This window comes from Fructilactobacillus sp. Tb1 (assembly GCF_050500285.1).
Lineage (GTDB): Bacteria > Bacillota > Bacilli > Lactobacillales > Lactobacillaceae > Fructilactobacillus.
Genome location: NZ_CP191377.1, coordinates 699,999 through 726,457, shown reverse-complemented (window position 1 = coordinate 726,457; position 26,459 = coordinate 699,999). Strand labels below are relative to the sequence as shown.

Sequence of the window (26,459 nt, the reverse complement as noted above, 5' to 3'; positions counted from 1 at the left end):
TTAATGCAGATTTCTTTGAAGGAAGTCGTCTTTTTGCGTAAAGACGGTTTCATTCATAAATCCACTAGGACCATGTGGTGCATCTGCTACAATGTGCATTTCAACATTGTCTGAACCAATATTTCTAGCAACTTCTGCTGCTAAATTAATTGTTTGAATATAAGGAACCACACGGTCTTGTTTACCCGCATACATCAGTACTGGAACCATTTTATCAGTTAAATAGGTCTTGGGGTTAGTAGCAGCATTCAATTGTGGAACATCAATTGGACGCTGTTTTTCTAACATCATGCCTTCAAATGAATCAGCTTCACCAGTTTCAGCAAACTTAGGCGTTTGGTGTAAAACTGCAAATTGATAAGGAATCATAGCTAAATCATATGGACCATATGACGCAATTACCCCATTAACATGTTCAGAAACTGTCAAATTACCACCAAAATCACTATGAAGTTGTTGCCCCGCCTCTGATGCTGCCGTAAGCATTGCTAATTGTGCTCCTGAAGATTCTCCCATGAGGAACAAATTATGACTATCAAAGTGATATTCAGCAGCATGAGCTCTAATCCATCTAATTACGGCCTTAAGCTCGTAAATTGGCCGTGGAAAAGCTTTCATGTAAGATAATGAATAATTAGGACTAACTACGGCATATCCACGTTTTAGAAGCTTTAACGCCCCATTTAATTTATTAGAACTTTTTTGTCCAAAATACATCCCTCCACCATGAATATCAATAATGACTGGATAAGTATTTTGAACTTGATTAGGTAAATAAATATCTAATTTATTTCTTTGACCATCCGCATAACTCAAATCAAGATACTGGCGTTCAATTCCCACTGTATCTGCTGGAATAAATGTTGGCGTTCTTTCAATGAATTTAACCAATAGCTTTCCTCCCATAAAAAATTGTGTAAATAAAAAAGATGCCCAAGGCATCTTTTTTTATTTTTTTAGTATACTCGACCGAATAATACAGTTCCACCATAGTAGTTGTAGTTACCGATAGTAACACCAGCTTGTGGAGTTTCAGCATCAAGGACCTTACCATTTCCAAGGAAGATACCATCATGGTAAATACCGCTTCCGTTTGAGAAGAATACGATATCACCAGGTTGTGCTTCAGCTTCACTAATATGTTTAGAGAATGCATATTGTGCGTCTGTGGTTCTTGGAATATTAACTCCAGCTAAACCATAAGCATATTGAACTAAACCAGAACAATCAAATCCGGCAGGAGTAGTTCCACCGTAAACGTATGCACTACCAATTTGTTTTTGTGCAATAGCTAAAACAGTTTGTCCAGTAGTACTATCAGCTGGAACATTGTTTTGTTGAGAGTTATCTTGTTGTTGTGGTGCATCAATCTTAGCTAACCAACGATCTTGGTCAGAAGCATTTTTGTAATGCATCCAAGTGTAACCATCAGCATCTTTAGTTCCATCATAGTTCACTGTGTAACCGGCTTGTAATTGACCCGTTACTTGGGCGCTTGTACTTGGATCAGTACGAACGTTTTGTTCTGAACTCAATGTGTATGAACCACCGTTATTGTTATCGACAGTAGCAGATGAAGAGTCTGATTGATTTTGATTTTGATCAGCAGCAGGTTGTTGTGCACTATTAGTATCTGTTGAGTTGTTAGCAGAACTATCAGTTGTTGCTGCAGGTTGATTATTTTCTGGTTGTGCGGCAGGAGTATCGTTGTTTACTTGTGCTGCATTGTTTAAATCTGCAACCCAACGATCTTGACCAGCAAAGTTATTGTAACGTAACCATGTGTAACCATCTGCGTCTTTAGTTCCATTAAAGTTTACTGTGTAACCTGATTGCAATTGACCAGTTACTTGAGCACTAGTACTTGCATCAGTACGAACGTTTTGTTCTGAGCTTAATGTGTATGAACCACTGTTATTAGTTACAGTTCCATCAGTACTTGGTGTAGCTGAAGGTTGTGCAGGACTATCAACAACGGTGTTGTTATCACTTGCAGTTTGACCATTAGTTGTACCGTTTAAGTCAGCAACGTAACGATCTTGGCCAGCAAAGTTAATGTAGTGAACCCAGTTGTATCCATCAGCATTAGTAAAACCATCATAACGAACTGAGTAACCAGCATCTAATTGACCAGTTACAGTAGCATTTAAGCTAGCAGCATCACGAACGTTTTGTTCACCATTAAGTGTGTATACACCACCATTATTATTTGTAGTTGGTGTAGTAGTTGCAGGTTGGTTGTTTTCTGGTTGTGCGGCAGGAGTATCGTTGTTTACTTGTGCTGCATTGTTTAAATCGGCAACCCAACGGTCTTGGCCAGCAAAGTTATTGTAACGTAACCATGTGTAACCATCTGCATCTTTAGTTCCATTGAAGTTTACTGTGTAACCTGGTTGTAATTGACCAGTTACTTGAGCACTGGTACTTGCATCAGTACGAACATTTTGTTCTGAGCTTAATGTGTATGAACCACTATTGTTAGTTACAGTTCCATCAGTACTTGGTGTAACTGTAGGTTGAGTAGCAGTTTGGTTACTTGTAGTATTGTCATTTGAAGTTGCGGGTTGAGTAGTTTGACTACTTGAACCGTTATCACTTGGGGTTGCTGGTTGAGCAGGTGTTTGATTGTTTGTGTTGCTAGCAGTAGCAGATGTTGAAGCATTACTTGAACTGTAATCTAAAGGCATAAGGCTAACGTTACCATCAACACCTTGGCCGTCTTTGTTATCAGTGTATTGCCAGATTAAAACACCATCTAATTGAGGAATCATTACACTACTGTCTTTACCTGAACCAGTGTAACTTGCCATCCATAATGAGTTTGGATGTGCTTGGACAATACGTGCGTTATCCAAATGTTGGTTTACGTAGTAAGGACCAGAGTAAAGTAATGCTTTATAACCATTGTTTTGGATGTTGTTCATGTAAGCAAGCACAGCTGTAGTGTTTTGTTGTGCATCACTAGAAGCGTCTTCTTCGTAATCACAAGCAAGGTAAGCACCAGCAGGAATTCCCATAGCTTGAGCTTGTTTAATCAAGTAACTTGATTCATTGTAAGCAGCATTTTCATCCGCACCAAAATGAGTATAACCGTATCCACCAACTAGCATACCGTTATCTTCAGCTGATTTAATTTGACCAGCTGCATTAGGGTTAGTGTAACTTGTACCTTCAGAAATTTTAACCATTGCAAATTTTGCACCATTTTGGGCATAACTTGTCATGTCAGTTCCTTGGTAACTTGAAACATCAACACCGTATTGGGCACCAGGTAATGAACTTGCAAGACCGTTTGAGGTTGCTTGTCCACCAAGGTTAGCAATCCAGGCACTTTGACCATTATCGTTGTAGTGCATCCAAGAATAACCATCAGCATTTTGTTTTTGGTCATAGTTGATGTTAGTTCCTTCAGCAACTTGTCCAATCACGTTTCCGCTAATGCTTGCAGCATCACGAACATTTTGAGTACTTGGTGTAGTATAACTACCATTTACTTGAGTAGCAGCTACTAACGTATTTGCTTGGGCAGGTGCATCAACAGTAGTGTTAGCAGCACTATCGTTATCTGAAGTAGCTTGAGTAGCTGCTTGTGGTTGTGCATTAGTGTCAGTAGTTGTAGTATTGTTGTTTGTTGTAGCAGCAGAATTTGAATCAGTATTAGATGGTGCAGCTACAGTTTCTGCGTCTGTAGAAGCAGTATTATTATTTGTTGTTTGTTGGGTTGGTACATCAGTATCAGCGTTTACAGTTACAGCGCCTGATACGTTAAAAGCAAATAGAGCAGCACTTGCAAAGATAGTTCCCATTGCAACTTTTAACCAACCGCGTTTAGATTTTACTAATTTAGCGCGTTGTTTAGTTTCGCCTGTTTCCATTGCCATTTTGTTATGAAGCTTAATAATTTTACGCATGAAATAATTCCTTCCTTGTATAGTTAACCATAATTATTTATGTATGGACTAATAGTAACATATAATATCGATTGTGAATATTTCAATTAAGTTACTATTTCGCTACATAACGGGGTTTAAAACTTAATTTCAAGTAATTAAATTGGTTAAAAATGCTTATTTTTGCAAACTTAGCACCTTATCCATTCCAAACTGGATAAAGACTACGCTCACAATTAAAATCATTCCTAAAATTTCAAACATCCCAAATGATTCATGCAAAGCAAGCACGCAGACAATGGTTGCTACTAGTGGTTCAAACGATCCTAACATTTGCGCAGTCGCAGCTGGTAAAAATTCCAAACTCTTAATATAAGTAATACTTGCCATTAAAGTTCCGACAATTACCACAAAAATAATGTTTAAAATTGTGCTGGTAGTCATCGTTGGAACTGTGGCTGTGAATACAATGGGTGCTAATGGTAAGCCACCTAAAAACATGCCCCAGCCAACTACTACCGTGGCATCGTATTCCTGGAGTAATTGTTTGGGTAATACACTATAAAAAACGGCCCCAACGGCTGATAAAAGGCCCCAAAAGATTGCCAATGGTGACAATACTAAACTGCCAAAATTCCCATTTGTAACTAATAAAATGGTTCCTGCTAAACTCAAGAAAATTGTACTGGTTTCCATTTTGCTAGGAAAACAGCGGCAGGCAATCGCACAGAAAATAATCGTAAACAACGGATTTAAAAATTGTAATGAAGCAGCGGTAGCCACGTTACTATAGCTAATCGTCATAAAAAACGCTAATTGTGCTGGTAAAAAACCAAATAAACTAAATAAGAGTAATTGGCGACGTGAGGCTTTTACTTTCCAAATTCCAAGCACTTGTTTTCTTAATTTGGGAGTAGCCCACGCGAAAATTAACATCATTAAACCCGCTAATAATAGTCGCATCCCGACTAACCAAACCGGCATAATACCCACACTAAATAAAAACTGGCTGGAAACTCCACTCAATCCCCATAATGACGCTCCTGTAATTGCTAAAATTAATCCTTGTCTACGTTTCATGTATAAATTGCCTCCATTAATAATATTTTTAATATATAATGAATATTGCAATAACAAAAATTAATGTTTTTTATCAGAATATAAGGAAAAGTTATACTATGAACAAATACATAGCTTTAAAACTTGTAATTGAACAACAAAGCATCACTAAAGCTGCTAATATTATGGGCTATTCTCAGCCTGCCATTAGCCAGATGTTAACTAATTTAGAAAAAGAAATAGGTTTCCATATCCTTAGCAAACAGCGTCACAAGTTAAGTTTGACTGCTGAAGGCCAAGAAATTTATCCCTTTATTTTAAAATTAATTAATGATCACCAGGCTTTAATTGCTAAACAAAACGAAATTACAAATCAAGCCAATAGTTTAATTAAAATAGCAACCATTCCAAGTATTTCGCAACAATGGCTTCCGGAATTAATCAGTGCCTTTCAATTTCAAAACCCCAACGTAGATTTTTCCATCATTCAAGGGGATAACGTTAGTATTCCTAAATTAATTGAAAATGGTGATGCTGATCTAGGTTTCTTAAACCAGGAAGCTGCGCCGGATTGTCAATCTTGTTTTATAAAGGAACAAACCCTTAAAGCAATCATTCCCAAAAAATACCAGATTCCCGCTAACGTAAAAGAACTATCGCTAAAACAATTAACTAAATTTCCTTATATTTTGCTGGAAGAAGGCTTGCATAGCGAATCATTAAATAAATTCCACGAAATTGGCCTGAAACCCACCATTAAAATGCGATTACATGATAGCTTCTCCACTCTATTAATGGTAGAACAAGGCCTAGGATATACGATTATGCCCGTTGATCAACAATTAGAGGAACAACATAATATTCGTGTACTGCCCACTAATCCTATTATTACTAGAAAAATTGGACTCCTATCTAAAAATGAAATTTTAATGACTACGGCAGCTGAAAAATTCATCGTTTTTGTAAAGAAACATGCGTCAGAATTAAATTAAAAGGAGTTTTGAACCACATGCAAGAACACAACAAAATGAAAGATAAAATTGCGATGAGCGTTTTACAACTTTCACAAAGTAAACATATTCCTGAACTTACCGTTAGTGATGTAACTGAAGCCGCAGGAATTTCCAGAAAAACTTTTTACAATCATTTCAACAACATTACTCAAGTTGTCGAGTATTTACCTGATATGGTCAACACCATGCTTAATTTAGATGAACTTTTCAAAATTAAGGGGAAGAAGGAATTCATTACCGCTTGTGTTACTAGTCTTCCAGATGCCCTCTACGAAAACCGCGATTATTTACGAATCCTGCTTAATACGGATTTAACTGGTGCTTGGAAACGTTATTTAGTTAAAACTTATGGTGCTTTAGTTCGTGATAATATCTTCGCTGACTATGAATCAGAAACGTATCCGAAAAATATTGCTTACCAAGTTTTCACCCAAATGATTGTTTCGCTAGTTGAAGCGTGGATTACCCAACCAATGCCGCAATCCCCAGATCAATTTAGACAGATGATTATTACTACTTTGCAAAAAGCACCTTTGAAGTGGAAATAAGCAAAAAAGCTAGACAACAGAACGTTGTCTAGCTTTTTTAGTCCATTTTTTTATATCAAAATAAGACCACACACTGTGTGGTCTTATTTATTAGAAAATTTGTTTAATCACATTCATAACTTTAAAAAATACTCGATCAGACACTTTTTCAACATACTGTGCGTGGCGTGTCCGAAAATCAAACGTATAAAATTGCAGAGCGTTTACGTAGCCATCTACTTCCCGTCCCCGCACTGGAATGGACGTAACATGGTTACTTTGTCCGTGAGTAATGGGGGAAACTGCAACTAAACCGGTTCTGCGGCTATAATCAGTGTTACTCAATACTAATGCAGGACGTCGTTTCTTAATTTCCATCCCACTTTGTGGATCAAAATCCAGATACATAATATCTTTGCGTCGAGGTAAATATTCTTCAGTCATCTAATTTTTCCTCCCCCATAAACTTGCCAAAATCTATTTCTGATTGTGAAAAATCTAGGTTTGCAAAGCGTGGATTAGAAAAAATGTCCTTCTGAACCGGTGTAAAGACAATTTCACCATCGTTAGTTTGTGAAACGTAAAATTGATCATTTAAATTTATCTTAATCGCATCCGTTACCGGAAGTGCCATCTGTTTGCCATTTTTAATTACTTGAACCACTCGTTTATTCATAATCTGACCTCCATAAATTAATTATAGTATAAAAAAATCGCCTAACTAAGTTAGACGATTTTTAATTATTTAGTTTTAGCAATTTTACCTTGTTGGATATAAACACTCAAAATGGCGATATCTGAAGGGTTAACCCCACTAATCCGGGATGCTTGGGCAATGGTTTCTGGTTGAATATTCTTCAACTTTTCCTTACCCTCAGTGGCAATTCCGTCAATAGCATCGTAATCAATGTTTTCCGGAATCTTCTTTGATTCCATCTTCTTCATCCGCGCAACTTTTTCTTCTTCTTTTTTAATATAACCAGCGTATTTAACTCGCACAGTAATTTCTTCCACAGTCCGTGGATCCAGTGGCTGTTCAGTCGCTGGAATATATTCAAGCACTTTAGCGTAATCGACATAAGGACGACGCAAAAATTGGGCTGCGATAATTCCATCTTTCAATGGTTTATCACCGTGTGATTGCACGAATTCGTTAATCTTGTCGTTCGGTTTAATTCTAATGGTTTCAAGGCGTTCAATTTCATCTTCAACGGCTTTTCGTTTAGCCAAAAATTCAGCGTAACGTTCATCAGAAATCAAACCGATTTCATGACCAATTGGGGTTAAACGCATATCCGCATTGTCATTTCTCAATAACAAACGGTATTCGGCCCGACTAGTTAATAAACGATATGGTTCGTTAGTTCCTTTAGTAACCAAATCATCAATCAAAACTCCGATATAAGCATCAGAACGTTTCAAAATGATTGGATCTTTACCTTGAACTTTACGTGCCGCATTAATTCCGGCCATCAAACCTTGTCCAGCGGCTTCTTCATAACCTGAAGTTCCGTTAGTTTGACCAGCAGTGAAAAGATTTTCGATCACTTTACTTTCCATGTTAGGTTTCATCATTTGGGGTGGAATAATATCGTATTCAATTGCGTAACCAGGACGCATCATCTTGGCATTTTCCAAACCTTTAACGGAGTGCAACATTTCTTGTTGTAACTCTTCAGGCATGGAGTTTGACATCCCATCAACGTACCATTCGTCGTTGTCACGACCTTCTGGTTCAAGGAACACTTGATGACGATCTTTATCGGCAAACCGCACCACTTTATCTTCAATTGACGGACAGTAACGTGGACCAATTCCATCGATGACACCATTAAACAATGGTGAACGATCTAGATTATCTCGAATCAAACTGTGAGTCTTAGGATTAGTGTAAGTTAACCAACAAGAAATTTGTTCGCTCACTGGCAAGTAATCACTGTAAGGAGTTGTGAAACTAAAGTGATGAGGTTCAGCATCTCCCGGCTGTTCTTCAATTTCAGAGTGATCGATGGTATTTCCATTAACACGAGGAGGAGTACCGGTCTTGAATCGTTCCAGTGTGAAACCATTCTTTTCCAAGTTTTCTGATAACTTAATTGATGGAAGGGAATTGTTAGGTCCTGATGAATAACGAAGTTCACCAATGTAAATTTGACCACGAGCTGAAGTACCAGTAGCAAGCACGACCGTTTTGGCGTGGTAGATTGCACCAGTATTAGTGATAACTCCTTCAACTTTGTTGTCATTCACCACCAAATCATCAACAATTGCTTGACGCAACGTTAAGTTGTCTTCTTTTTCGATGGTATTTTTCATTTCTTGATGATATTTGTGTTTATCGGCTTGAGCACGTAAAGCTTGCACTGCTGGACCTTTACCAGTGTTTAATAAACGCATTTGGATATAGGTCTTATCAATGTTTTTACCCATTTCGCCACCCAAAGCATCGATTTCACGGACAACCGTACCTTTAGCTGGACCACCAACGGATGGATTACATGGCATGAACGCTACCATTTCCAAACTAATCGTTAATAATAAAGTTTTTTGACCCATTCGGGCCGCAGCTAACGCAGCTTCACTACCGGCATGACCAGCACCAACTACGACAACGTCGTAATCGCCCGCATAATAGGTATGCGTAACGTCAGTTGTTTTTAAAACGTTTTTCTTTTCTGTCATTATTTTCTCCTAATGTTTCATGTGAAACAATTATTTTCCAATACAGAATTGTTCAAATAACTGATCCATTAATTCATCGTCGTAACTATCCCCGGTAATCGCACCCAGATAATCCCAAGCTGAATGTAAATCAATTTGCACGATATCAACTGGTAGCCCATTTCCAATTCCATCAATTACAGATTGAACTGAATCAAGCGCTTGTTGTAGCAAACTAATGTGACGAGCATTGGTAACCATCACGTCATTTTGGGTACTTGAAATTCCCTTGGTAAAGAACATGTGAGAAATCGTATCTTCCAACATCTTAGTTCCATCCGCAGCCATTGCGGATGTCTTAATAATGTCACTATCACCATAATCGGCTTTAATTTCATCAATATCAATCTTCATAGGAAGATCAGTTTTGTTTAACAAGATCACTCGTTTACTGTTCCGCGTTAATTCAAGTAATTGGCGATCTTCGTCAGTCAGTGGTTCACTAGCATTCAATACTAAGAGCACTAAATCAGCTTTTTCAATCGCAGCGCGGGAACGTTCCACCCCAATTTTTTCGACCTTATCTTCAGTTTCCCGAATTCCAGCCGTATCAATTAAGTGAAGTGGTACGCCAGCCACATTAACATATTCATCAAGCACATCACGGGTCGTTCCGGGAACATCCGTTACGATGGCCTTTTCTTCATGTAATAGTCGGTTTAATAAACTTGATTTACCAACGTTTGGACGTCCGACAATCGCAGTATTTAATCCATCACGTAGCACTTTTCCTTGTTGGGCAGTATCAAGTAATTTATTAATTTCTTTTTTGATTTCTTCTGATTTATCGAGCATTAATTTAGAAGTAACCTCTTCTGCCCCATCGTATTCAGGATAGTCGATATTAACTTCGACGTTTGCTAAAACGTCGACGATTTTTTGACGCATTTTGCGAATTTCAGCAGAAAGATTACCGTCTAATTGATTCAAGGCAGCTTTCCGAGCTTCATCCGTCTTAGCATCAATCAAATCCATCACAGCTTCTGATTGAGAAAGATCAATTCGACCATTAAGGAAAGCTCGCTTAGTAAATTCACCAGGTTCGGCCATGCGGGCACCATTTCTAAGCACTAGTTGGAGGACTTTATTAGTAACTTGAATTCCACCGTGACAGTTAATTTCAATAATATCTTCTTTAGTATAAGTTTTGGGTGCACGCATTACGGACACCATCACTTCATCCACGCGGGCATTATCATTAGCTGGGTCAACAATGTGACCATAATTAATCGTATCAGTCGCAACTTTATCTAAATCTCGACCACGGTAAATCTTTTTGGCAATTTCCATGGCATCTGAGCCACTAATTCGCACAATTGAAATTCCCCCAACTCCTGGAGCAGTTGAAATTGCAGCAATTGTATCGTAATCAGTTGTCATTAAAGGCATCTTACAAACTCCTTTCTGCTTTTTTCGCATAAAAAAAGTACCTACCCCACGCGTCAAAGCGACACGGGGACAAAGTACTTTCACTACTTTATCTATTCAGTTTGTTTCCTATATCATAATTAGATTAGGTTACTTTGTCAATTTATGACTATCGGGGCCCAATCACAACTTCTCGGTTGGGTTCATTTCCAACTGAGTAAGTTAAAACATCATCAAACCCCTCAAGGGCAAGATGGATTTGTTTGCGTTCAAATGATGGCATTGAGTCTAAATGAACTGGTTGACCAGTTGCTTCCACGTCTCGAGCGGTGCGTTGAGCTAAATCAGTCAAAATTTTGCGACGACGTTCCCGATAATTTGCGGTATCCAAAACAACCTCAACGTAGTTTACGCCGTGGTTACTAAGATAAAATTCGCATAATTGTTGTAAAGCGTTGATAGTGCGGCCATGTTTCCCGATTAAAAGGCCTTCTTTATCAGTTTGACAGTCAATATAGACGTGTTTGTTATTGGGCATATCCACTTCTAAGGTAGCATTAATCCCCATTTCATCAAGGACATCTTGAAGGTATTTAGCTAAATCCTTAACTACGGCAAAATTACGTTCGAAACGGTCTTCGGCAATTTTTTCTGGAGTTGGAGTGGTTTTTTTAGTAACTTGCTTACTTTGAACTGGTTGGGCAGCTTTTTTCACTGGATTGGTCGCTTTATGTTTCACTACACGCATCTCAATCACAGCGTCTTTTTTAAAGAATCCTAAAAATCCTTTACTTGGTTTTTGAATAATTTTAATTTCAGCATCTTTGCGGTTAATGTTTAAGTCTTTAAGTCCATTTTCAATGGCGGTTTCTAGATTTTTACCTGTGTATTTTGGCATTATATGTAATTCTCCTAGTTAATTATCAACCTTGCTAGCATAGCACAAAATATAGCGGTTTCGAAAGGGGTTTCACGCGTTTGTAACATTAAAATGCAAAAAAAATAACTTAGGTAGCAAAATACCTAAGTTATTTTTAATTATTAGCGTTTTTTGTGACTCTTTTTGGCACGACGAATGGCTTTTTCAACCGCGTGATCATGTTCTTTTTGAGCCGCTTTCTTTTCTTCACGTTCACGTTTCATCTTCCAAGGGTTTTGGATAACCAAAGTTTGTCCCACTTGGAAAGCATTAGTAACTACCCAGTACAATGAAAGGGCTGATGGAACGTTCAAAGCAGTAAAGAAGATCACTAATGGCATGAAGAATGTCATTGACATTGCCATGGCGTTAGTTTCTGGTTGAGACTTCATTGCTAACCATGAACTAAAGAACGTAAATAGCGCTGCAAGAATTGGCAAAATGAAGTATGGATCACGGTCACCAAGTTGTAACCATAAGAAATGACCAGTTTTAAGTTCTTGAGTCCGCCAGATGGCTTGATACAAGGCAAAAATAACTGGTAATTGTACAATCATAGGCAACATACTTGCCATTGGATGTACTCCGGCTTCTTTATACAATTCTTTTTGGGCAGCTTGCAATTTCATCATTGTGTCAGTGTCACGTGATGAATATTTCTTTTGCAAGGCCTTAAGTTGTGGCTGAAGCTCAGCCATTTCTTTCATGTTCTTTGTTTGGTAAACCATCAAAGGCAAAATGATAATTCGGATAATAATAGTAAATAAAATAATCCCAATTCCATAATTGTAATCAAAAGCTTTAGATAACCAAATAATTGCACGAGAGAAATTATAAACAATCAATCCATCCCAAAGACCAGTACTGTGACTGTTAATGGGTGAGTTGCTACAAGCAGTAAGGACAAAAACCAAACTAACTGCCATTAACGATGCAGCAATTTTTTTGAATTTCTTCATTATTGTTCCTCGCTATAATCAGAATCTAACAAATGAGCTAAATGCAACACGTGCACTAAGCTTGTCTTAACTTCTTTCATTGACATCCCATCAGCAACGGGACGTGCAATAACTAAAATATCGACATCTTGTTTTAGATAAGGCTTTAATTCAGTAATTGCTTGTCTAATTCGACGTTTCACCCAAACACGGTGAACCGCATTACCGATCTTTTTTCCCACAGAAACTCCGAGGCGAAAATGTTTTTGGCCCGGTTTCTCCATTTGATAGATAACAAATTGACGATTAGCTACAGAATCATGCTTTTCAAAAACTTGCTGAAAATCAGCTTCTTTTTTGACACGATACGACTTTTTCATTAATAATCTCCAAATTTTTACATTTGTATAACAAAAAAGGCCACCGAATGGTCAGTGGTCTATGCAGATAATACTTTTCTACCTTTTTGACGGCGACGAGCTAATACTTTACGTCCACCTTTAGTTTGCATACGTGCACGGAAACCATGAACACGGTTACGATGACGTTTCTTTGGTTGGTAAGTTCTCTTCATTACGAGCCCTCCTTATATTTCGATTTCTATTAAACAGTTAATACTCAATAGTATTTCCTTCTAATAATAGCACAAACCACCTAGCTAGCAAAGGGTTAATTTTAAAATTGATTATTTCCAAGAAGATAACTTTCTGTGGATATGAAAAAAGTTTCATAAAGTTTTCCTGTGGATTAGTGTGGATAACTCACAGAATAAATCACAGCTTTTGAACTTAAAAATCCACAAATACACAGCAGTTATTGTTTTTTATCCACAAGCTGTGTATAAGTTTAGATATCTTCTCTAAGTGTTGTTATAGCAATAATCTATTATCCACATTTTGTTGTTAATATGTCATGAAATCCAAGTATTTCCCTAGTTATTAACAAGTGTGTGGAAAACTTTTACCTTAGGTGTGAAACATATATCCACAATGTGTTTTATACTGTGGAAAACTTTCTTATTTTCACCATAAAATGATAAAATATTTTTATTGCTTAACATAGGAGGAGTTACTTCAAATGAATCAAATTGAATTATGGAACAAAATAAAAAGTAAATTCAGAGCTGATCCAAAATATGACAACATCAATTTCAATACTTGGATTAGTCCTGCTACTCCGATTTCCTATGATGGAAATGTGTTCGTCCTTGAACTACCCACTGATTTACACCGTGATTATTGGGAAAAACAATTAGTTTTTAAGTTCATCGAGTATGCTTACGAAATTACACAAACTGACGTCACCCCTAAGTTTGTAGTTAAAGGCGAAGACACTCCCAACTCAAACACACAAAATATCAAAGACTTTCACGAAAAAAATAGTGTGCCGGACAAACCACGGGTCAATCCCCACTTAAATCCGAACTACACTTTTGATACTTTCGTTATTGGTCAAGGAAACCAGATGGCACATGCCGCCGCCCTAGCAGTTTCAGAGGATCCCGGAAAAGTTTATAATCCTCTCTTCTTTTATGGGGGAGTTGGTTTGGGTAAAACCCACTTGATGCAAGCGATTGGTAACAAAGTTTTAGCTGCCAATCCCAATGCTGTGGTTAAATATGTAACAACTGAAAAATTCACCAACGATTTCATCGACGCGATTCAAAACAGTAAAATGCAAGAATTCCGTAAAATGTATCGTGAAATCGATTTATTGTTAATTGATGATATTCAATTCCTAGCTAATAAAGAAGGAACTCAAGATGAATTCTTCAATACTTTCAATGCTTTATATGAAAACAACAAACAAATTGTAATGACTGCCGACCGGCTTCCCAATGAAATTAATTCATTAACCGATCGTTTAGTTTCCCGCTTTAAATGGGGCTTATCCGTTGACATTACGGCTCCTGATTTAGAAACTCGGGCAGCTATTTTACGTGCCAAAGCTAAATCAGAAGGCTTGGATGTGGATGATAACATCATGAGTTACATTGCCAGTCAAATTGATTCTAACGTGCGTGAATTAGAGGGTGCTTTAGCGCGTATCAAGGCTTTCGCTAGTTTAAAACAAGCTCCGATTACCATTGATTTAGTTTCTGAGGCCTTACGTCCACTTAAGTTAGATAAAGAACGAAGTGCCATTACTCCAGAAACGATCATTAAAACAACGGCCAATTATTTCCATATCACCGCCAAAGATATTAAGGGTAAAAAACGGGTTAAAGCGATTGTCGTTCCCCGCCAAATCGCGATGTATCTTACTCGGGAGCTTACGGATAATTCACTTCCTAAAATTGGAGAAGCATTTGGTGGTAAAGATCACACTACGGTCATCCATGCTTACGATAAAATATCTGACAAAGCTGCAACTGACATCGATTTACGCAATCAAATTGATGATTTAAAGAATGAAATTAGACACTAACAAGCAAAACCAGTAAAAATGGTATAATTTGCATTGTGGATAACATTAAGAAACTTTGATTTTTATCAACAGGTTTATCCACATGCTGTGGACTACGGATTTCCTAAGGTTTCTTACCTTTTCCCCATGATTCACAGCACCTACTACTACTGCTTTTATTCTTTTATTAATTTAGTAAACTAAAACCACGTTACGGAGGGTCTTAAAAAATGAAATTTTCAATCAATCGTGCTTCATTTATTAAAGCTTTAAATATTGTTCAAAGAGCCATCTCTTCAAAAACAACAATTCCAATTTTGACTGGATTAAAACTGGATGTAACTGGAAACAACATCACGTTAACTGGAAGTAATGCAGACATTTCAATTCAAACCACAGTAAGTGGTGACAACCCAGATAATGATTTAACTATTAGTTCAACTGGAAGTATCGTTTTACCTGCTAGATTCTTCAGTGAAATCGTGAAAAAATTACCTGACACAGAGTTAGTTGTTGAAGTTGGCGACAATTTCCAAACTAATATCAAATCAGGAAATTCAGAATTTACCATTAATGGACTAGATGCGAATGGTTATCCTCATCTTCCTGAAATTAATACTGAAAACTCAGTTGATTTACCTGCTGAAATTTTCCGTGAAGTAATTGGTCAAACAGTGATTGCCGTTTCTAAACAAGAAAGTCGTCCTATTTTGACTGGAGTGCACTTTACGTTGGATCAAAATAATTTATTAGCCGTTTCAACTGATAGTCATCGTTTAAGCCAACGGAAAGTTAGCTTACCTGCTGAAGATGACGGTTCATACAATATCGTGATTCCTGGTGACAGTTTGAAAGAACTTTCTCACATGTTAGATAGTGAAAAAGAACAAATTCAAATGAATTTATCAGAAAACCAAGTTATGTTTAATTTTGGGGTAACCCGTTTCTATTCACGGCTCCTTGAAGGAAATTATCCTGATACTTCACGGCTAATTCCTGAATCATCCGCAACTAAGATCCAATTTTCAGCGCCTGATTTATTATCAGCCGTTGAACGTGCCTCTCTGTTGTCTCATGAATCTCGGAACAATGTGATCAAATTAACCATCAAACCAAATGACAAAGTGGTAACTATTACTGGAAACTCTCCTGATGTTGGTAAAGTTGAAGAAGATCTTGAACCTAAAGCCATCGAAGGTGACGAACTTGAAATTTCATTTAATCCTGATTACATGAAAGAAGCGCTTCGGGTCTTTGGTAAAATTGATGTTGAAGTAGCATTTACTTCTGCCTTACGTCCATTTACAATTGTGCCAACTGAAAACGATGAACAATTTATTCAATTGATTACCCCAGTTCGGACATTCTAAAAATTAAAAATATAGAAAAAAGCTCATATTTTGCGATATGAGCTTTTTTTGTATCTGTATACTGTTATCTATCTCAAAAGGCTTATTTTTCCTTAAAACGGCGTTTACGCCTGAATATATGTACTTTTTTGCAAAAAAAGCGTATAATTAAGGTAACTGAAAGCAGGTGGATTCATGAAAAAAGAAGTCTTAATTAATACACCATACATAACATTGGCACAACTTCTCAAAATGGAAGATGTGATTGACTCTGGTGGTCAAGCTAAATGGTATTTACGTGAAAAAACAGTTTATTACAATGACGAACCGGAAAATCGTCGTGGTAAAAAACTTTATGATGGCGATACAGTAAGAGTTCCTGATGTTGGGATGTTTTTTATTAAATCAAAGTAGGAAGTTAAATGCAGGTAAATGAGTTAAAATTACGAAATTTTCGTAACTATGGGAGTACGGATGTTCAATTTTCAGACGGAGTAAACGTCTTAATTGGAGAAAATGCCCAAGGAAAAACCAATTTACTAGAAGCAATTTATGTGTTGGCATTGACGAAAAGTCATCGTGCCAACAGTAACCGCGATTTAATTAGTTGGGATGATAAAGCAGCTGATATCTGGGGTTCCGTGCAACGGAGCTCTGGGAAAACACAGCTAGAATTAACTTTAAGTTCCAAAGGAAAGCGCGCTAAAGTCAATCATATTGAACAAGCAAAGCTTTCCACGTACATAGGACAGTTAAATGTTATTTTGTTTGCGCCTGAAGATTTAAAAATCGTGAAGGGTTCACCGCAAATTCGGCGTCGCTTTATGGACATTGAATTTGGTCAAATGAGTAATAAATATCTTTATAATATGACGCAATATCGGCGAATTTTAAAACAACGAAATGCCTATTTACGGCAGTTACATTTTCATAAAGCCAAAGATCTTGTCTATTTAGACGTTTTATCAGACCAATTAGCAGCATATGCTGCAGAAATTATTTACCAACGAGTTCAACTGTTAGGAAAATTACAAAAATGGTCCCAAAAGATTCATAGCGAAATTTCACAACAACGTGAAACTTTGAAATTTAAATACATGACTTCTTTGAAAAAAGAAGATCTCGGTTCCGTGGAACAAATCTATCAGATTTTATTAGCAAAATTCAAAAGTAATCACGAAAAAGAGATTCGCCAAGGGACAACAATTTTTGGGCCTCATCGGGACGATTTACGGTTTATCGTAAATGGTAAAGATGTGGCTCAATTTGGTTCACAAGGACAACAACGAACGGCAGCCCTTGCTACTAAACTAGCGGAAATTGACGTTATGAAAGAAGAAACGGGGGAATACCCGGTTCTATTATTAGATGATGTCTTGTCGGAACTTGATGAAAGCCGCCAGACGCATTTATTAACTGCCATTCAAGATAAAGTTCAAACATTCTTGACAACCACCAGTATGAGCGACGTTGCCACAGAATTAATTCATAATCCAAAAATGTTTCATATCAAAGATGGAATCATTTCCAAGTAGATTGATTGAGGAGGATTTACATGACAGACAAACCACAAGAAACTAAAGCAGAACGTGCTCGTGATTACGATGCGAGTCAAATTCAAGTTTTAAAAGGACTTGAAGCAGTTCGTAAACGTCCCGGTATGTACATCGGTTCAACTAATTCCCAAGGTTTACACCATTTAGTATGGGAAATTGTTGATAACGGGATTGATGAAGCCTTAGCTGGATTCGCTGATAAAATCGATGTTGTTATTGAAAAAGATAACAGTATTACTGTTACTGATAATGGTCGTGGTATCCCAGTTGGGGTCCAAAAAGAAACCGGTAAATCAGCCCTAGAAACAGTTTTCACTATTCTTCATGCCGGGGGTAAATTTGGTGGTGGCGGATACAAAGTATCTGGTGGTTTGCACGGGGTTGGTGCCTCAGTTGTAAATGCTCTTTCTACCGAATTGGATGTAACCGTTACCCGTGGTGGCAAACGGTACTACATGGACTTCGAACGTGGTCATGTTAAGACTCCAATGAAAGTCATTGGTGAAGCTCCAGAAGGTGAACACAGTACCAAAGTGCATTTCCTTCCAGATCCAGATATTTTTACTGAAACTACCACTTACGACATGGAAACTTTGACTACTCGGGTTCGGGAATTAGCCTTTTTGAACAAGGGTCTTCGGATCACTATCAAAGATACTCGTCCAGAAAAACCAGTCGAACACGACTTCTTCTATGAAGGTGGAATTCGGCATTACGTTGAATTCTTGGACCGTGGTCGTGTACCAATTTTTAAAGATCCAATTTACGTTGAAGGAAAAGAAAACGGAATTACTGTCGAAGTTTCTCTTCAATACACTAACGACTACCACAGTACGATGAAAACTTTCACTAACAACATCAACACGTATGAAGGTGGAACGCACGAAGAAGGTTTCAAACAAGCCTTAACTCGTATCATCAATACTTACGGACGTAACAACAACATTATTAAAGATAACGAAGATAATTTAACTGGACCAGATGTGCGTGAAGGCCTTACGGCGGTAATTAGTATTAAGCATCCAGATCCACAATTTGAAGGTCAAACGAAGACTAAGTTAGGGAATTCTGATGCCAGAACTGCGACTAACCATGTCTTTAGCCAAGAATTTTCTAAATTTATGGATGAACATCCTCAAATTGCCAAAGAAATTGTGCAAAAAGGGATGCTTGCATCTAAAGCCCGTGCTGCTGCTAAACGAGCTCGTGAAGTTACTCGTAAAAAGAGTGGACTTGAAATCAATAATCTTCCTGGTAAGTTAGCTAATAATACTAGTAAAGATCCTGCCGTATCAGAATTATTCATCGTCGAAGGGGATTCAGCCGGAGGTTCTGCAAAACAAGGACGTTCTCGGTTGACCCAAGCAATCCTACCAATTCGGGGTAAGATTTTGAACGTTGAAAAAGCTACCATGGATCGGATTCTTGCTAACGAAGAAATCAGATCATTGTTTACGGCAATGGGAACTGGTTTTGGGGAAGAATTTGATATTAACAAAGTTAACTATCACAAGTTGATCATCATGACGGATGCCGATGTCGATGGTGCTCATATTCAAACTTTGTTATTAACTTTGATTTACAACTACATGCGTCCCATGGTTGATCATGGATATGTTTACATCGCTCAACCACCTTTATATCGAGTTCGCCAAGGAAATAAATTCCAAGAATACGTGGATTCAGACGAAGAACTAAAACAATTGCTTGCCTCACTTCCAGCATCTCCAAAACCATCAATCCAACGTTACAAAGGGCTTGGTGAAATGGATGCGGAACAATTGTGGGAAACTACTATGAATCCAGAAAATCGTCGTTTACTTCGGATTACCTCAGACAACATTGAAGCTGCCAATGATGCTTTCACAATGTTAATGGGTGAAAAAGTTGGCCCACGTCGTGAATTTATTGAAAATAACGCTAAATTTGTAGAAAACTTAGACGTCTAGTGTTTCACGTGAAACATAAAATGTTAGACAGACACGAATGGAGGTTAATCCTGTGGCAAATGAAAATGAAACGCCAGAAACAAGAATAACGAACGTCGATTTATCGAAAAAAATGAAATCTTCATTCCTTGATTACGCAATGAGTGTTATTGTGGCTCGTGCATTACCTGATGTACGAGACGGAATGAAACCCGTTAACCGTCGTATTTTATACGGAATGGATCAATTAGGAGTTACCCCTGAAAAACCCTACAAAAAATCTGCCAGAATTGTTGGGGATGTAATGGGTAAGTACCATCCCCATGGTGACAGCTCAATTTATGAAGCCATGGTTCGAATGGCCCAAGAATTTAGTTACCGTTACATGTTAGTTGATGGTCATGGTAACTTTGGTTCCGTCGATGGTGATGGAGCCGCTGCCATGCGTTATACCGAAGCCCGACTTAGCAAGATTTCAATGGAAATGTTGCGGGACTTAAACAAAGACACAGTTGACTTCGTCCCTAACTATGATGGGACTGAACGGGAACCAGTTGTTTTACCAGCCCGAATTCCGAACTTGTTACTTAACGGTGCAACTGGAATTGCCGTTGGTATGGCTACGAATATTCCCCCTCACAACTTGAGTGAAGTGATTTCAGCGATTCACATCTTGATGAAAAATCCGGATGCGGATGTAAATGATTTAATGGAAGCTCTTCCTGGACCTGATTTTCCAACTGGTGGAATCGTAATGGGTAAGTCTGGAATCAGACATGCCTACGAAACTGGACGCGGAAACATTGTGGTCCGTGCCAAAACCGATATTGAAGAAGATAAAAACGGGAAGCAAACCATTGTAGCAACTGAATTGCCATACATGGTTAACAAAGCTAAATTAATCGAACGGATTGCCGAATTAGTTCGTGACAAACGAATTAACGGAATTACTGCCGTTAACGATGAATCTGACCGTGAAGGAATGCGGATTGCAATTGATATCCGTCGTGATGCTAGTGCTGAAGTAGTCTTGAATAACTTATTCAAATTGACTTTGATGCAAACTTCATTCAGTTTTAACATGCTTGCGATTATTGGTGGTGCACCTAAGATTTTGAGTTTGAAAGAAATCTTAAATAGCTACCTTGAATACCAAGTGGAAGTTATTACGCGTAGAACTCGTTTCAACTTGAAAAAGGCTGAAGCTCGAGCTCACATTTTAGTTGGTTTATTAGTTGCCTTAGATAACATTGATCGAATTATTACGATTATTCGAAGCTCTAAGACGGCTGAAATCGCGAAAAACGAATTGATGACGCAATTTGATTTGGATGATAAGCAATCTCAAGCTATCTTGGACATGCGTTTGGTTCGTTTAACTGGACTAGAACGTGGCAAGATTCAAGATGAACATGATAAATTGCTTGCCCAAATTAAAGACTACAAAGAAATTTTAGGTAGTCATGATCGGGTAAATGAAATTATTTACAACGAATTATTAGAGATTCAAAAACGATTTGGTGATGACCGTCGGACTGAATTGATGATCGGTGAAATTACTAATATCGAAGATGAAGATTTAATCGAAGATAAGAATGTTACCATCACATTGACGCATAACGGTTACATCAAACGAATTCCAACTGATGACTTCAAGACCCAAAATCGTGGTGGTCGTGGAATCAAAGGAATGGGAATCAATAAAGATGACTTTATTGAACACTTAATCAATGGTTCAACTCATGACTTGCTCTTGTTCTTTACTAACCTTGGTAAGGTTTACAGCATGAAGACGTATGAAGTACCCGAATACGGACGTTCAGCTAAGGGTCTTCCAATCGTAAACCTACTTAACCTAGGTGAAAAAGAAAAGATCCAAACGGTATTACGAGTTGAAGATAACGGAGATGACGCAAACAAATTCTTATTCTTTAGTACTAAGATGGGAACTGTTAAACGTACCCCAATCGACGAATTTACTAACATTCGTAATAATGGTCTAAAAGCTATTAATCTTCATGACGATGATGAACTTATCAAAGTTTCCTTGGTTAATGAAGACCAAAACATGATTATCGGAACTCACCTTGGATACGCTGTAAGTTTCAAGGTCGCAGACGTTCGTTCAATGGGACGTTCTGCTTCCGGGGTTCGTGGGGTTCGGTTACGTGATGAAGATTACGTAATTGGCTCAGCCATTTTAACTCCAGGTTGCGATGTCTTTGTAATTTCTGAAAATGGATACGGTAAACGTACTCCAGTTGATCAATACCCAATCAAGGGTCGTGGTGGTAAAGGAATTAAGACTTCCAACGTGACGGAAAAGAATGGTCCACTGGTTGGAATGGGCGTAGTTAACGGTGATGAAGATATCATGTTAATTACCGACCAAGGGGTTATGATTCGTTTCGCTGCGGCAAACGTTTCTGAAACTGGTCGTGCTACTTTAGGAGTTCACTTAATTCGAGTGGACGATGATTCTAAAGTTGCTACCATGGCAATTGTGCAACCAGAAGATGATGACGAAGAAGACACTGATTCATCAACTGAAGCACCAGCTGCGGATGACAATCAAGAAGAATAAATATAAAAAAGAATTCTGTGCAAAACGGAATTCTTTTTTATTTGTAAAATCATTAACAAATCAGGCTAAATCTGGAATAACTATGTAATAATTAGATGAATTAATGATGATTGTGGGGATGAAGATGCAAATAACAGAAAAAGCGAGTAACAAAACGGTAGTTGGAAAGAAATCAATGGATCGGATTGCTAATGCCATGATTGCAGAAGTTTCCAAAAAGAATTTAAGTGATATTACAGTGCAATCAGTCATTAAAGTAGCTGGTGTGGCCCGTAAAACTTTTTATAATCATTTTGCTAATCTTGATGACGTAATTAGTTACGTTTTTGACAAAGTTAACGGCGATTTAGATATTGAATATTTTTTTGATTTAACCGATAAAGACCAAGTGATTACCCAGGGATTATTGATTATTTCAGATCGGATTTATGAACATCGGGATGTGATTAGAATTATGTATCTCTCTGATTTAAAGGGCTATTGGCGTGATTATATCTATGAAAAATATGGACCTGTAATCAAAAATGTTTTATTCAAAAATTTCAAAAACTGTGGCATTCCCAAAAATACTGCTGCTGCAGTGTATACGAATATCTATTTAGCGTTAGTGGAAGATTGGTTAATTAGTCCGATTCCATCTAATCCAGTTGAATTTAGACAACGAGTCTTTAACGTCTTACAAACTACACCAGAAGATTTACTTTATAATCGGAGTTAAAAAATTTCAGCTTAAATTTACGTACTTATTGGTGTATCGTAAAAAGCATTTCGTGGTTTGAATAATAATTCTAATCGTGATATAATTTAACCTTGTGAACTAGACGCTTGTTTAGTTCGCCCTTGCTCTTCAAATCACTGGAGGGCCTATAGTCCATAAGGAGGTGTAATTCATGGAAAACAAATATGAAATTACTTACATTATCCGTCCTGACCTTGACGACGCTGCTAAAACTGCTTTAGTAGAACGTTTCGACAAGATCTTAGTTGACGATGGTGCTAAGTTAATCGATTCAAAAGACTGGTCAAAACGTCGTCTTGCATACGAAATCAAAGGTTACAACGAAGGTTTATACCACGTTATTAACTTAACTTCTGATAACGATGATGCTATCAACGAATTTGATCGTCTTGCTAAGTTTAGTGGCGATATCTTACGTCACATGACTGTTGTTCGTAACGACAAATAATAAACATTAAACCGAGAGGAGCTTTTCAGTATGATTAATACCGTAGTCCTAACCGGACGTTTAACACGAGATGTCGATTTGCGATACACCCAAAATGGCGCAGCCGTAGGTACTTTTACTTTAGCTGTCGACCGTAGATTCACCTCTTCAAATGGTGATCGGGAAGCTGATTTTGTCAACTGTGTTATCTGGCGTAAACCAGCTGAAAACCTTGCTAACTTCGTTCATAAAGGTTCGTTAATCGGGGTTGAAGGTCGTTTACAGACCAGAAATTACGAAAACAAACAAGGCCAACGTGTCTACGTGACCGAAGTTGTCGTTGAAAACTTTACTTTCTTGGAACCACGTCAAAATGGTAACCAACAAGGTGGTGGCTACAACGCTGGCAATGCTGCTCCTCAACAAAATCCATTTGGTACACCAGGCAATAACAATAATAATTTTGGTGGTAATTCTAGCAATAGTAATACCAACAACCAAAATATTAATAATGGTTCTGACAATTCTGCCGATCCATTTGCCGGTGGCGACCAAATCGACATTTCTGACGACGATCTTCCATTTTAATTAATGGTTAGATCTGAGTTTTAACCGAGGAGGGAAAATTCATGGCTGAACAAAGACATTCTAGAGGTGGAAGAAGAGGCGGACACCGTCGCCGTAAGGTAGACTTCATCGCTGCTAACCACATCGAATACATCGATTACAAAGATACTGACTTATTGAAACGTTTCATTTCAGAACGAGGTAAGATTTTACCACGTCGTGTTACTGGAACTAGTGCTAAAAACCAACGTAAGTTGACTAGCGCAATCAAACGTGCACGTATCATGGCTTTACTACCATTCGTAGTTGAAGACTAATTTGATATTTAAGAAAGACCTAGCATCCGCTGGGTCTTTTTTTATCGCATAAATTTTGAAACGGCTTGTGATAAAATAGAATCAAAAGTAGTTATAAAATTGGGGCGAAAATATGAAAAAGTTAGTGAAAAAGAATAATTTACCACCGTTTTTGCGGAATAAGCGCTTACGGAGTATCTCCCTTTTTATCGCAGTTAGTTTAATTCTAGGGTTAGTAATTGCGTTTCTTTACAATACAATCGTTGGTGGAATCCTGCTAGTTTTGGCCTGTGCTGGATTAGCTTTTACAATTAAGAATTTAAATATTGTAGAGGAAAATGCTAACAACTATTTAACCGACTTATCATATTTAATTTCACGTGGTGAGCAAGAAGCACTGTTAGAAATGCCAATTGGGGTGCTATTAATTGACCGCGCTAAACGCATTTCTTGGGTTAATCCATATTTACAGCCATATTTTGATGGTAAAAAAGTAATTCAACGCTCCTTAGAAGAAGTGGATCCAAATTTATTTGATATTATTCAAAATCATTGGGAACAAAATGAATCTTTTGAAGTGACATGGCGTGGAAAACAATTTATGATGTTAATTCAACGGCAATATAATACTGTTTACATGATTGATATCACTCATTATGCGGATATTGAAAAACGTTATACGGATGAACGTGTAGTCATTGGGGAAATTTATTTAGATAATTTTGATGAAGTTAGTCAATCCATGACTGACCAAGAAATTTCAAATTTGAAGAACTATGTAACGAATAAATTAACCGTATGGGCAAAAAATTATGGGGTTTATCTTAAGCGAATTGATTCAGATCATTATATGATTATGATGTATGTCAAAGCACTTCAAGAAATTGAAAAAGATAAATTCAATATTTTGGATACGATTCGACAAGGAACGTCTAAGCAAAACTTCCCCATTACATTAAGTATTGGAATTGCTTATGATGATATTGATTTGAACAAACTTGCAGATCAAGCTCAATCTAACCTAGATTTAGCTTTAGGTCGGGGGGGAGATCAAGCCGTTATCAAACCTAGTGATGGTGAAGCCCGTTTCTTTGGTGGTAAAACTAATCCAATGGAAAAACGGACTCGAGTTCGAGCTCGGATGATTACTTCTGCTTTGCAAGATTTGATGAAGGGTTCTGACAAGATTTTCGTTGATGGTCATTCGCATCCAGACATGGATTGCTGGGGTGCTGCCTTAGGAATTCGACGGATTGCACAAATGAATGGTAAAGAATGTTATATCGTCTTTGACGAAAAAAATGTTTATACTGATATTCAACGGCTATTGGATGAAATTGATGATTATCCAATGATTAAAGATTCGATTATCACCTCTGATAAGGCCGTTAAAATGGCGACAGACGATAGTTTATTGGTTATGGTTGATCATTCCAACCCATCGATTGGACTCGCTCATAACTTGTATGAACGCCTTCAAAACCGAGTTGTGATTATTGATCATCATCGTCGAGGAGAAGATTTCCCCGAAAATCCATTATTAGCTTACGTTGAACCATATGCATCATCTGCCTGTGAATTAATCACGGAAATGTTTGAGTATCAAGCGCAAAGTGCCGATCCAATTAACACTTTGGAAGCCACAGCGATGTTGACTGGAATCGTAGTTGATACCCAATCATTTACGGTTCGAACTGGGACCCGGACGTTTGATGCCGCTAGTTATTTGCGTTCTTCTGGAGCAAATGTCGATGAAATTGCGATGTTTATGAAAGAAAACGTAAAACACTATATGGCTGAAAATCATTTGATTTCCATGGTAGAATTTATCGATGGCAATTTAGCTTTAATTACCGCTGAGGATGATAAAAAATATGATTCAGTAACGGCTGCGAAATCAGTTGATTCGTTGATGAATATTGATGGAGTATCTGCTTCATTTATTATTTTCCGACGTAATGATGGTAACGTTGGGATTTCTGCTCGTAGTAACGGTGACGTGAATGTGCAACTCATCATGGAAGCTTTAGGTGGTGGGGGACATCTTGGTGCCGGGGCAACCCAAATTGCTGGAAAATCAGTCGATGAAGTTGAATTAATGTTGCTCGGGGTGTTACATAAAGATGATGACCCAGAAACAGAAAAAACTACGGAATAAAAATTAAAATTTAA

24 protein-coding genes are annotated in these 26,459 nt (G+C 37.7%); 13 read left to right on the top strand and 11 right to left on the bottom strand.

Annotated features, from left to right (window positions below):
* The 3 genes from ACQW5G_RS03775 to ACQW5G_RS03765 all read right to left on the bottom strand — a co-directional run bounded on the left by ACQW5G_RS03775 (window position 1) and on the right by ACQW5G_RS03765 (window position 4,970).
* Window positions 1-891: an alpha/beta hydrolase fold domain-containing protein gene (locus ACQW5G_RS03775; RefSeq protein WP_429971730.1), complete on the bottom strand. Its 891-nt coding sequence runs from the start codon at window positions 889-891 to the stop codon at window positions 1-3.
* Window positions 892-956: 65 nt separating this feature from the next.
* Complete coding sequence (locus ACQW5G_RS03770) at window positions 957-3,911, bottom strand: SH3 domain-containing protein (protein WP_429971729.1); 2,955 nt, start codon at window positions 3,909-3,911, stop codon at window positions 957-959.
* Window positions 3,912-4,067: 156 nt separating this feature from the next.
* On the bottom strand, window positions 4,068-4,970 hold the full coding sequence (locus tag ACQW5G_RS03765) for a DMT family transporter (protein WP_429971728.1): 903 nt from the start codon (window positions 4,968-4,970) through the stop codon (window positions 4,068-4,070).
* A gap of 98 nt (window positions 4,971-5,068) precedes the next feature.
* Here ACQW5G_RS03765 and ACQW5G_RS03760 point away from each other — a divergent pair, with 98 nt between their 5' ends.
* Together ACQW5G_RS03760 and ACQW5G_RS03755 are read left to right on the top strand one after the other, a co-directional pair.
* Entirely contained in the window at window positions 5,069-5,941 is an 873-nt protein-coding gene (locus ACQW5G_RS03760) for a LysR family transcriptional regulator (protein ID WP_429971727.1), read from the top strand.
* Window positions 5,942-5,958: 17 nt separating this feature from the next.
* Window positions 5,959-6,510, top strand: a complete 552-nt coding sequence (locus ACQW5G_RS03755; RefSeq protein ID WP_429971726.1) for a TetR/AcrR family transcriptional regulator — start codon at window positions 5,959-5,961, stop codon at window positions 6,508-6,510.
* 90 nt (window positions 6,511-6,600) lie between these two features.
* Here the strand turns inward: ACQW5G_RS03755 and ACQW5G_RS03750 are convergent, their stop codons facing one another.
* The 8 genes from ACQW5G_RS03750 to rpmH all read right to left on the bottom strand — a co-directional run bounded on the left by ACQW5G_RS03750 (window position 6,601) and on the right by rpmH (window position 13,009).
* Window positions 6,601-6,933, bottom strand: a complete 333-nt coding sequence (locus ACQW5G_RS03750) for a type II toxin-antitoxin system PemK/MazF family toxin (protein ID WP_429971725.1) — start codon at window positions 6,931-6,933, stop codon at window positions 6,601-6,603.
* On the bottom strand, window positions 6,926-7,165 hold the full coding sequence (locus ACQW5G_RS03745) for a hypothetical protein (protein WP_429971724.1): 240 nt from the start codon (window positions 7,163-7,165) through the stop codon (window positions 6,926-6,928). Before ACQW5G_RS03745 ends, ACQW5G_RS03750 begins: the two co-directional genes overlap by 8 nt.
* Before the next feature lie 65 nt (window positions 7,166-7,230).
* Window positions 7,231-9,171, bottom strand: coding sequence for a tRNA uridine-5-carboxymethylaminomethyl(34) synthesis enzyme MnmG (gene mnmG / locus ACQW5G_RS03740; RefSeq protein ID WP_429971723.1), 1,941 nt, complete (start codon window positions 9,169-9,171; stop codon window positions 7,231-7,233).
* A 30-nt stretch (window positions 9,172-9,201) separates the two neighbouring features.
* A complete protein-coding gene (gene mnmE, locus ACQW5G_RS03735; protein WP_429971722.1) occupies window positions 9,202-10,599 on the bottom strand; it encodes a tRNA uridine-5-carboxymethylaminomethyl(34) synthesis GTPase MnmE in 1,398 nt (465 codons plus the stop codon).
* Window positions 10,600-10,747: 148 nt separating this feature from the next.
* The gene (jag, locus tag ACQW5G_RS03730; protein WP_429971721.1) at window positions 10,748-11,476 is read right to left on the bottom strand and encodes an RNA-binding cell elongation regulator Jag/EloR; all 729 of its coding nucleotides are present in this window, start codon (window positions 11,474-11,476) and stop codon (window positions 10,748-10,750) included.
* A gap of 143 nt (window positions 11,477-11,619) precedes the next feature.
* Entirely contained in the window at window positions 11,620-12,456 is an 837-nt protein-coding gene (gene yidC, locus ACQW5G_RS03725; protein ID WP_429971720.1) for a membrane protein insertase YidC, read from the bottom strand.
* Window positions 12,456-12,815, bottom strand: coding sequence for a ribonuclease P protein component (rnpA, locus tag ACQW5G_RS03720; RefSeq protein ID WP_429971719.1), 360 nt, complete (start codon window positions 12,813-12,815; stop codon window positions 12,456-12,458). Before rnpA ends, yidC begins: the two co-directional genes overlap by 1 nt.
* Before the next feature lie 59 nt (window positions 12,816-12,874).
* A complete protein-coding gene (gene rpmH / locus ACQW5G_RS03715) occupies window positions 12,875-13,009 on the bottom strand; it encodes a 50S ribosomal protein L34 (protein WP_014082553.1) in 135 nt (44 codons plus the stop codon).
* Between the two features lie 503 nt (window positions 13,010-13,512).
* Between rpmH and dnaA the strand changes: the two genes are divergently transcribed.
* The 11 genes from dnaA to ACQW5G_RS03660 all read left to right on the top strand — a co-directional run bounded on the left by dnaA (window position 13,513) and on the right by ACQW5G_RS03660 (window position 26,445).
* Window positions 13,513-14,862, top strand: coding sequence for a chromosomal replication initiator protein DnaA (gene dnaA / locus ACQW5G_RS03710; protein WP_429971718.1), 1,350 nt, complete (start codon window positions 13,513-13,515; stop codon window positions 14,860-14,862).
* Between the two features lie 209 nt (window positions 14,863-15,071).
* On the top strand, window positions 15,072-16,211 hold the full coding sequence (dnaN, locus tag ACQW5G_RS03705; RefSeq protein ID WP_429971717.1) for a DNA polymerase III subunit beta: 1,140 nt from the start codon (window positions 15,072-15,074) through the stop codon (window positions 16,209-16,211).
* 174 nt (window positions 16,212-16,385) lie between these two features.
* The gene (gene yaaA, locus ACQW5G_RS03700) at window positions 16,386-16,604 is read left to right on the top strand and encodes a S4 domain-containing protein YaaA (RefSeq protein WP_429971716.1); all 219 of its coding nucleotides are present in this window, start codon (window positions 16,386-16,388) and stop codon (window positions 16,602-16,604) included.
* 8 nt (window positions 16,605-16,612) lie between these two features.
* Window positions 16,613-17,725 carry a DNA replication/repair protein RecF gene (recF, locus tag ACQW5G_RS03695; protein WP_429971715.1) on the top strand — a complete coding sequence of 371 codons (1,113 nt, stop codon included), beginning with the start codon at window positions 16,613-16,615 and terminating at the stop codon, window positions 17,723-17,725.
* 20 nt (window positions 17,726-17,745) lie between these two features.
* Complete coding sequence (gyrB, locus tag ACQW5G_RS03690) at window positions 17,746-19,695, top strand: DNA topoisomerase (ATP-hydrolyzing) subunit B (RefSeq protein WP_429971714.1); 1,950 nt, start codon at window positions 17,746-17,748, stop codon at window positions 19,693-19,695.
* A 37-nt stretch (window positions 19,696-19,732) separates the two neighbouring features.
* Window positions 19,733-22,258 carry a DNA gyrase subunit A gene (gyrA, locus tag ACQW5G_RS03685; RefSeq protein WP_429971713.1) on the top strand — a complete coding sequence of 842 codons (2,526 nt, stop codon included), beginning with the start codon at window positions 19,733-19,735 and terminating at the stop codon, window positions 22,256-22,258.
* Window positions 22,259-22,382: 124 nt separating this feature from the next.
* Complete coding sequence (locus ACQW5G_RS03680; RefSeq protein ID WP_429971712.1) at window positions 22,383-22,976, top strand: TetR/AcrR family transcriptional regulator; 594 nt, start codon at window positions 22,383-22,385, stop codon at window positions 22,974-22,976.
* Window positions 22,977-23,148: 172 nt separating this feature from the next.
* A complete protein-coding gene (rpsF, locus tag ACQW5G_RS03675) occupies window positions 23,149-23,445 on the top strand; it encodes a 30S ribosomal protein S6 (RefSeq protein ID WP_429971711.1) in 297 nt (98 codons plus the stop codon).
* A 30-nt stretch (window positions 23,446-23,475) separates the two neighbouring features.
* Window positions 23,476-24,012 (top strand): single-stranded DNA-binding protein, encoded by a 537-nt coding sequence (ssb, locus tag ACQW5G_RS03670; protein ID WP_429971710.1) that lies wholly within the window; start codon window positions 23,476-23,478, stop codon window positions 24,010-24,012.
* Between the two features lie 41 nt (window positions 24,013-24,053).
* On the top strand, window positions 24,054-24,308 hold the full coding sequence (rpsR, locus tag ACQW5G_RS03665) for a 30S ribosomal protein S18 (RefSeq protein ID WP_395319749.1): 255 nt from the start codon (window positions 24,054-24,056) through the stop codon (window positions 24,306-24,308).
* Window positions 24,309-24,420: 112 nt separating this feature from the next.
* Window positions 24,421-26,445, top strand: a complete 2,025-nt coding sequence (locus ACQW5G_RS03660; protein ID WP_429971709.1) for a DHH family phosphoesterase — start codon at window positions 24,421-24,423, stop codon at window positions 26,443-26,445.
* The last annotated feature ends 14 nt before the right edge of the window (window positions 26,446-26,459 follow it).

What these genes read in the sequence shown, in the direction of transcription:
- ACQW5G_RS03770 (WP_429971729.1), bottom strand. Translation starts at nt 3,911, where the DNA reads ATGCGTAAAATTATTAAGCTTCATAACAAAATGGCAATGGAAACAGGC.
- ACQW5G_RS03765 (WP_429971728.1), bottom strand. Translation starts at nt 4,970, where the DNA reads ATGAAACGTAGACAAGGATTAATTTTAGCAATTACAGGAGCGTCATTA.
- ACQW5G_RS03760 (WP_429971727.1), top strand. Translation starts at nt 5,069, where the DNA reads ATGAACAAATACATAGCTTTAAAACTTGTAATTGAACAACAAAGCATC.
- ACQW5G_RS03755 (WP_429971726.1), top strand. Translation starts at nt 5,959, where the DNA reads ATGCAAGAACACAACAAAATGAAAGATAAAATTGCGATGAGCGTTTTA.
- ACQW5G_RS03750 (WP_429971725.1), bottom strand. Translation starts at nt 6,933, where the DNA reads ATGACTGAAGAATATTTACCTCGACGCAAAGATATTATGTATCTGGAT.
- ACQW5G_RS03745 (WP_429971724.1), bottom strand. Translation starts at nt 7,165, where the DNA reads ATGAATAAACGAGTGGTTCAAGTAATTAAAAATGGCAAACAGATGGCA.
- mnmG (WP_429971723.1), bottom strand. Translation starts at nt 9,171, where the DNA reads ATGACAGAAAAGAAAAACGTTTTAAAAACAACTGACGTTACGCATACC.
- mnmE (WP_429971722.1), bottom strand. Translation starts at nt 10,599, where the DNA reads ATGCCTTTAATGACAACTGATTACGATACAATTGCTGCAATTTCAACT.
- jag (WP_429971721.1), bottom strand. Translation starts at nt 11,476, where the DNA reads ATGCCAAAATACACAGGTAAAAATCTAGAAACCGCCATTGAAAATGGA.
- yidC (WP_429971720.1), bottom strand. Translation starts at nt 12,456, where the DNA reads ATGAAGAAATTCAAAAAAATTGCTGCATCGTTAATGGCAGTTAGTTTG.
- rnpA (WP_429971719.1), bottom strand. Translation starts at nt 12,815, where the DNA reads ATGAAAAAGTCGTATCGTGTCAAAAAAGAAGCTGATTTTCAGCAAGTT.
- rpmH (WP_014082553.1), bottom strand. Translation starts at nt 13,009, where the DNA reads ATGAAGAGAACTTACCAACCAAAGAAACGTCATCGTAACCGTGTTCAT.
- dnaA (WP_429971718.1), top strand. Translation starts at nt 13,513, where the DNA reads ATGAATCAAATTGAATTATGGAACAAAATAAAAAGTAAATTCAGAGCT.
- dnaN (WP_429971717.1), top strand. Translation starts at nt 15,072, where the DNA reads ATGAAATTTTCAATCAATCGTGCTTCATTTATTAAAGCTTTAAATATT.
- yaaA (WP_429971716.1), top strand. Translation starts at nt 16,386, where the DNA reads ATGAAAAAAGAAGTCTTAATTAATACACCATACATAACATTGGCACAA.
- recF (WP_429971715.1), top strand. Translation starts at nt 16,613, where the DNA reads ATGCAGGTAAATGAGTTAAAATTACGAAATTTTCGTAACTATGGGAGT.
- gyrB (WP_429971714.1), top strand. Translation starts at nt 17,746, where the DNA reads ATGACAGACAAACCACAAGAAACTAAAGCAGAACGTGCTCGTGATTAC.
- gyrA (WP_429971713.1), top strand. Translation starts at nt 19,733, where the DNA reads ATGGAGGTTAATCCTGTGGCAAATGAAAATGAAACGCCAGAAACAAGA.
- ACQW5G_RS03680 (WP_429971712.1), top strand. Translation starts at nt 22,383, where the DNA reads ATGCAAATAACAGAAAAAGCGAGTAACAAAACGGTAGTTGGAAAGAAA.
- rpsF (WP_429971711.1), top strand. Translation starts at nt 23,149, where the DNA reads ATGGAAAACAAATATGAAATTACTTACATTATCCGTCCTGACCTTGAC.
- ssb (WP_429971710.1), top strand. Translation starts at nt 23,476, where the DNA reads ATGATTAATACCGTAGTCCTAACCGGACGTTTAACACGAGATGTCGAT.
- rpsR (WP_395319749.1), top strand. Translation starts at nt 24,054, where the DNA reads ATGGCTGAACAAAGACATTCTAGAGGTGGAAGAAGAGGCGGACACCGT.
- ACQW5G_RS03660 (WP_429971709.1), top strand. Translation starts at nt 24,421, where the DNA reads ATGAAAAAGTTAGTGAAAAAGAATAATTTACCACCGTTTTTGCGGAAT.